Genomic DNA, 6228 nt, shown 5'->3' on the forward strand with positions numbered 1-6228 from the left:
AAAAAACAGCCCAACTTCATGCGGGCTGTTTTTATCGCTGGGTTTTACTTTTTCTGGCGCGCTTCAAACGCAGCCAATTGTTCTGGAGTTGCCGCTGGTTGATGATTTTGTTTCCACTCATCGTAAGTCATGCCGTAAACACGTTCGCGAGCGTCATCAATATCTAAATCCAAACCGAGATTTTCAGCCTCAGATTTATACCATTTGCTAAAGCAGTTGCGACAGAAGCCCGCAAGGATCATCAGGTCGATGTTTTGTACGTCTTTGTTGGCATCTAAATGCGCCAATAAACGGCGAAATGTCGCCGCGTCTAACTTATCTTGTTCTTCTTGAGTCAAGTTTTTGTATTTGAATTCAGCCACTTTCCTTTCCTTCTCTCTTATTTAGCTAGCTTTCGTCACCATATCTAGTTAGTCGGTAGTCATGAGTAAGAAGTATGCTTTAGCGCAACAATTCCCACTCTAAAATCACTACCTTTGATAAAAGCTGATATGATAATTACCATCCATCCTATTGATTAAATTAACATTTAAACAAATCATTACAACGGTCTTTTACCAAGGTTATCGTCTAGTTATGAAAAACGCCATTCTATTATTGTCTGCCTTGACCATTAGCGTGCCAACTTTAGCTGCTCAAGAACAAGCTCATCAATCTTATTTTTATCTGGGTACTGGTAACGTTGGTTTTGATACACCGTACTTCGGCTCGGATAGAGACAATGAGTGGTCAACACCACATATCACCGTTGGCTGGGGTTACCATGTAAACCAATACCTCGCGTTTGAAGGGGTTCTGCGCTATTCACAAAATGAACTTAAGAACAATGCTCTAAAAACTGACTTAGATCTTCACTATTACCAAGCAGGTATGTCTGCTGTTGTAACAAGTGATAACTTAGGCGATACGCCACTATCACTATTCGGTCGCGTAACAGCGCTTGGCACTCAAGCCGAAATGTACGTACCAAACGAACAAAAAGTCACAGATGATTCAGGTGCACTATTCAACATCGGTGCTGGTGTCCATTGGGATATGAGCAAAGATATCTGGTTACGCGCAGAGTACATTTATAATGTCGCGGATATGGGTTTTGAAGATTTTTACGACAGCTACGAAGGTGTACAAATCAGCCTAGGGAAACGCTTCTAACATTAGATAGCACCAAGTTTCCATAATTGAAAAACAAAGAAGCCGAGTGTTTTGCCTCGGCTTCTTTTAGATTCTATAGTATGTCGTCATTTACTGAACAGAGAACGTTTCTGTTGCCTCTTTGTTCACATGGTTGCTTGGTTGACCAGCATCGAGAGAATGCAAAATACCATCTTGACGATCTTTTAATGCATTCGTCAACGTTGGAAGTGCGGTAGTTGCTAGCAACGCCATAACACCTGCAACTAAAACCATTTCGACCATGTAACTACCACGTACTTTTTTCAAGGAAACACCTCAATAATAATAGGCATAGGCTGCTTTCCTAGCATTAAACCTAACAAGACCCAACATTCAGTCAAAACGATGAGCGAGTCCTGTGCCCCTCGAATAAGTGGCGAAATAATAAACAAAAATAATCATTAAATCTATAAGTAATCACTATCTATACAAAAAAACACCGAACAAAAATTGCCCGGCGTTTTCAATCAAAGCTTTACGTGCTACTGCTAGGGGTGGGCAACACGGCCCTTCGTATCATGGCTAATTGCTTTGTTTAACTCTGCTTCTACATGACCTGGTGCTTGTGTTTTCGCCGAAATCAATCGGTACATTGCCGGGATAACAAACAAGGTCACCAATGTCGCAAACCCCATCCCGAAAAAGATAACCGTACCCACGGCAATACGGCTCTCATAACCCGCCCCTGTCGATACGATCAACGGAATTGCGCCAGCAAGTGTGGTAAACGCAGTCATCAAGATTGGACGTAGACGTCGCGCAGCTGCATCAATGATCGCTTTTTCAAACCCAACGCCACGATCACGTAGCTGATTGGCAAATTCTACGATCAAAATACCGTTTTTCGTCACCATACCAATCAACATGATCATGCCAATCTGGCTATAAATGTTCATACCTTGGCCCATAATAACCAAACCAAGGAAGCCACCAAATACACCCATCGGCACCGTAAACATGACCACTAACGGGTTTACGAAGCTTTCAAACTGAGCCGCCAACACGAGATACGCCACTAGTAGTGCCAATGCAAACACAACAGCAACACTTGCTTGGTTCTCTTTAAAGTCTTTCGACTCCCCCGAATAGCTCACCGAAATGTCACCCGGTAAGTTGTCGATGGCTTCCTGGTCTAGATAATTCAGCGCATCTCCTAATGTATAACCTTCCGACAGGTTGGCAGTAATAGTGATGGACTTCTGTTTGTTGTAGTGAGAAAGACGAATAGAGGCCGCCACTTCTTCAATTTTTGTGACCGCATCTAACGTCACTAGCTGACCGCTATTCGTGCGCAGATAAATCTGACTTAAATCTGCAGCATTATTAAAGCTATTTTCATCACCGCGAAGATACACATCGTACTCTTCGCCACGCTCAATATAAGTCGTTTCGCTTTTACCACCGAGCATGATTTCTAGGGTGTCAGAAATGTCTTTAACACTGACTCCTAGCTCTGCGGCACGCTGTCGGTCAACTGTAACCAATAACTCAGGCGTTTTTTCCGAGTAATCTATCTCTGCTCCTTCCATCATTGGTGATTCTTCTGCTTTGTTCTTTAGCATTTCAGCCCAAACAACGAGCTCACCGTAATCAGAGCCGCCTAACACGAACTGAACTGGCTCACTCGAACCACCTTGGAAACCTGGCATAAATGGGAACACTCGAACATCTGGGATACCCGCCAATTCTTTACGTACTTTGTTAAGGGCTTGCTGAGCCGTGATATCACGTTCGTTCCAATCTTCTAGAATCATGATCACAAAGCCTGTCTGGTCTCCTGCCTGGCCACCAAACGCTGGCGTTTGGATGCTGAATGACTTCAGATAACCTTGCCCTAGTAATGGCATCAATCGGTCTTCGACAATATCCATATTGGCTGACATACGATTGTATGACGTAGCATCTGCACCGCGCACAAACGCGAATATCACACCGCGGTCTTCTTGTGGGGTCAGTTGGGCCGGTACCTGATTCATCAAGAAATAGCTACCGCCCAAACAAGCTAGAATCACCAGCGGAGCAGCCCAACGTACTTTCAATGCGCCTTTCAATAATGCGCGATAGCCACTCTCAAGCTTGCTAAACAAGCGATCAACCGCTTCATTGAATCGATTTGGTTTTACATTCGCTTTCAAAATCTGACTCCCTAATACAGGCGTCAGCGTCAGGGCAATCAAAGAGGAGAATATGACCGACATAGCCAGCAATACAGAAAACTCTGTAAATAGTAGACCTACCATGCCATCCATAAAGGAGATCGGTAAGAACACCATCACCAGCACTAATGTTGTTGCTACAACAGCAAAACCAACCTCTCTGGTGCCTTTATATGCGGCGAGTAATGGCGATTCACCGCGTTCAATATGGTGGAAGATATTCTCTACAACCACAATTGCGTCATCCACCACCAAACCAATCGATAATATCAACGCCATCAAGGTGATCAAGTTGATAGAAAACCCAAAGTAGTACGCGGCAATGAACGAAGAAATCAGAGAAACAGGTACCGTAACCGCAGGAATTAAGGTTGCACGAGCTTGGCCGATGAAAATGTACAACACCAAAATCACCAAGCCGCCCGTGATAAATAGCGTGCTGTACACCTCTTCGATTGAACGCTCGATAAACACTGTCGCGTCGTAATCTATCGCAAGACGTGTACCTTCTGGTAAGAACTTCTGGATGTTATCGACTTCAGACCTAACCAGCTTCGCTACTTCTAACGGGTTTGCGTCTGACTGCGGTGCCACACCAAGACTGATGTTTACTACACCATCACTTTTGAAGGTTGAGTTTTCGTTTTCTGCACCAATGAAGACATCTGCTACATCTTTTAAATAGATAGGTGTATTGTCGCTTGCGCGTTTAATGACAAGATATTGAAAATCTTCAGGCGTGTTATAAGTACGAGCCGTACGCACGGACATTACTGTTGAGTCGTTGCGAACTTCACCACCTGGGCTTTCTAGGTTCTCACTTCGCAAAGCTGATGTAATATCCGAAGCTGTAACTGAACGTCCAGCCATTAGTTCTGGCTTAAGCTTCACGTACATGACCTTGTACAAACCACCGGATAGATCAATGGAGCTAACCCCAGAGATCAGGCTAAAGCGGTCCATCAATACACGTTCGGCATAATCGGTTAATTGAGTACGGTCCATCTCTGCAGAACTGAGATTGATGTAGAGCGACGCCTCTCCCGAGCCATTGTTCTTATAAACAATAGGGTCATCCGCTTCATCAGGTAGCGAGCGCTGAGCACGAGCTACGGCATCACGCACGTCGCTCACACCTGTGTTGAGATCGTAACCTAACTCAAACGTGATCGTGATACGCGACATGCTGTTACGAGTAGTGGAGCTAATTTCATCAACTCCACTGATCCCAGAAAGCTGGTCTTCCAAAACGGAGGTAATTTGGCTTTCAATAATAGTCGCCGATGCACCCTCATAACGCGTACTGATAGAAACGACTGGGCTTTCTATATCAGGCATTTCACGAACGGCTAATTTGGTGAATGACACAAAGCCAAACACACACAACAGCATGCTCAGAACCAACGCCGCGACAGGGCGTTTAACTGAAACGTCGGACAGTAACATTAGTTTTCTTCCTCATCCGATTCACTGTCATTGCGTGTCACATCCGTGGTGTTCGCTTTTAGTGGCGCGACAATTTCTTTCACTTCGACACCATCACGCATGTTAACAATGCCTTGAACCACAATCTTGTCACCAATCTCAACACCAGATTCGATCACCACCTCGTTACCAACACGAGCACCTAGCGACACTTCTTGACGAGTAGCTTTGTTGTTTTCATCAATTACATATACAAAACGTTTAGTTCCGGAGTATTCAAGCGCTTGAACAGGAATGATTGGCGCCTTAATAGCAGGAAATGCTAGTGAAGCGTTCATCAACATGCCCGGCTTCAATTGATTTTCTGGGTTATCAAACTCAATACGCACGCGAAGATTCAGTGTTTCGGCGCTGATACGCGTATCAATACCTGTGACTTGACCAGTAAAGATCTGGCTACCCCATGCACTGGTTTTAGCGATGACTTCCATACCAATAGAAAGCATCGATAAATAGCGCTCCGGTACTTGTAAATCCAGTTCCATGACGGAAAGATCATCCAACGTCAAAAGTTCAGTACCCGCACTGACCATTTTGCCGCGGCTAAAATCGATAAAACCAACAGTGCCAGAAAATGGGGCAGTAATATGGAGATCAGCTAAATTGGCTTGAGCAGCATCTAGCCTCGCTTGTGCTATTTCAACACTGGCTTTTTGTGCATCGATTTCAGTTTGAGTAATCGCATTCCGCTTAACCAAACGTTGGAACTCTTTTAACTTACGCTGTTCATCTTTTAGATACGCCTTTGCCTCAATCAAGGCGGCTTGAGCCTTATCGTCATCTAACTTAATTAATAGCTGGTCTTGCTGGACATTTTGATTCGCTTTAACAGCGATTTGATTCACTTTGCCGGCGACTTCCGATGCGACAACCACAGACTCCGCTGCCTTTAATTTGCCGATAAGAGTTAAGGATTGATTTATCTCGTGCGTTTCTACTTGTTCAGTCACAACGGTAACCGCTGAGCCTCCTCGCATCGCAGCGCAAACCGATGGAGAACTCAGTAATATAGAAAGCGTTAAAACAGATAACGATAACGTGGCTTTCATGCTCATGATATTGACTTCTAAACGAATAAACTTATGTCATTAAACTGCTTACAGTTTATCAGTAGATACGGTGTTTAACGTCAAGTAGTGTAAATTCAAGTAAAAAGCGCGCTTCTCTTCTGTTCAAAGGACAAACAAAACGCTGACTTTCTACCATCTTTGCCCAAAAAGACAGCATTCAACGTAAAAACGTAAGAAAAACGCTTTACAGCCTGAGCGAGTTTGCTATGATTCGCTCCGCACTTGGGAGATGAGTTGGGAAAACATCTTACTAAGTATAAAAATCCTCTGGAGGGGTTCCCGAGTGGCCAAAGGGAGCAGACTGTAAATCTGCCGGCACTGCCTTCGATGGTTCGAATCCGTCC

At 44.3% G+C, this 6228-nt stretch carries 5 protein-coding genes and 1 tRNA gene; 2 read left to right on the forward strand and 4 right to left on the reverse strand.

The window, feature by feature from the left end; genetic code table 11:
* Positions 1–44: 44 nt before the first annotated feature.
* Complete coding sequence (locus R7Q46_RS06825; RefSeq protein ID WP_005378586.1) at positions 45–362, reverse strand: DUF1244 domain-containing protein; 318 nt, start codon at positions 360–362, stop codon at positions 45–47.
* Positions 363–576: 214 nt separating this feature from the next.
* On the opposite strand from R7Q46_RS06825, the gene R7Q46_RS06830 reads away from it, so the two are divergent.
* Positions 577–1152 carry a porin family protein gene (locus R7Q46_RS06830; RefSeq protein WP_213871758.1) on the forward strand — a complete coding sequence of 192 codons (576 nt, stop codon included), beginning with the start codon at positions 577–579 and terminating at the stop codon, positions 1150–1152.
* Positions 1153–1242: 90 nt separating this feature from the next.
* Here R7Q46_RS06830 and R7Q46_RS06835 read toward each other — a convergent pair whose 3' ends face one another.
* The 3 genes from R7Q46_RS06835 to R7Q46_RS06845 form a co-directional block, all read right to left on the reverse strand.
* Complete coding sequence (locus R7Q46_RS06835) at positions 1243–1440, reverse strand: type II secretion system protein (RefSeq protein WP_031781369.1); 198 nt, start codon at positions 1438–1440, stop codon at positions 1243–1245.
* A 221-nt stretch (positions 1441–1661) separates the two neighbouring features.
* Complete coding sequence (gene vmeF / locus R7Q46_RS06840; protein ID WP_318077407.1) at positions 1662–4775, reverse strand: multidrug efflux RND transporter permease subunit VmeF; 3114 nt, start codon at positions 4773–4775, stop codon at positions 1662–1664.
* Positions 4775–5869: an efflux RND transporter periplasmic adaptor subunit gene (locus tag R7Q46_RS06845; protein ID WP_005389959.1), complete on the reverse strand. Its 1095-nt coding sequence runs from the start codon at positions 5867–5869 to the stop codon at positions 4775–4777. Before R7Q46_RS06845 ends, vmeF begins: the two co-directional genes overlap by 1 nt.
* A 292-nt stretch (positions 5870–6161) precedes the next feature.
* On the opposite strand from R7Q46_RS06845, the gene R7Q46_RS06850 reads away from it, so the two are divergent.
* Positions 6162–6228 (forward strand) — tRNA-Tyr (locus tag R7Q46_RS06850).

It is taken from the genome of Vibrio sp. 811 (genome assembly GCF_033339195.1).

Bases quoted from the DNA above. Each gene is read 5' to 3' on its own strand.
- R7Q46_RS06830 (WP_213871758.1), top strand. From the start codon at position 577: ATGAAAAACGCCATTCTATTATTGTCTGCCTTGACCATTAGCGTGCCA.
- vmeF (WP_318077407.1), bottom strand. From the start codon at position 4,775: ATGTTACTGTCCGACGTTTCAGTTAAACGCCCTGTCGCGGCGTTGGTT.
- R7Q46_RS06845 (WP_005389959.1), bottom strand. From the start codon at position 5,869: ATGAGCATGAAAGCCACGTTATCGTTATCTGTTTTAACGCTTTCTATA.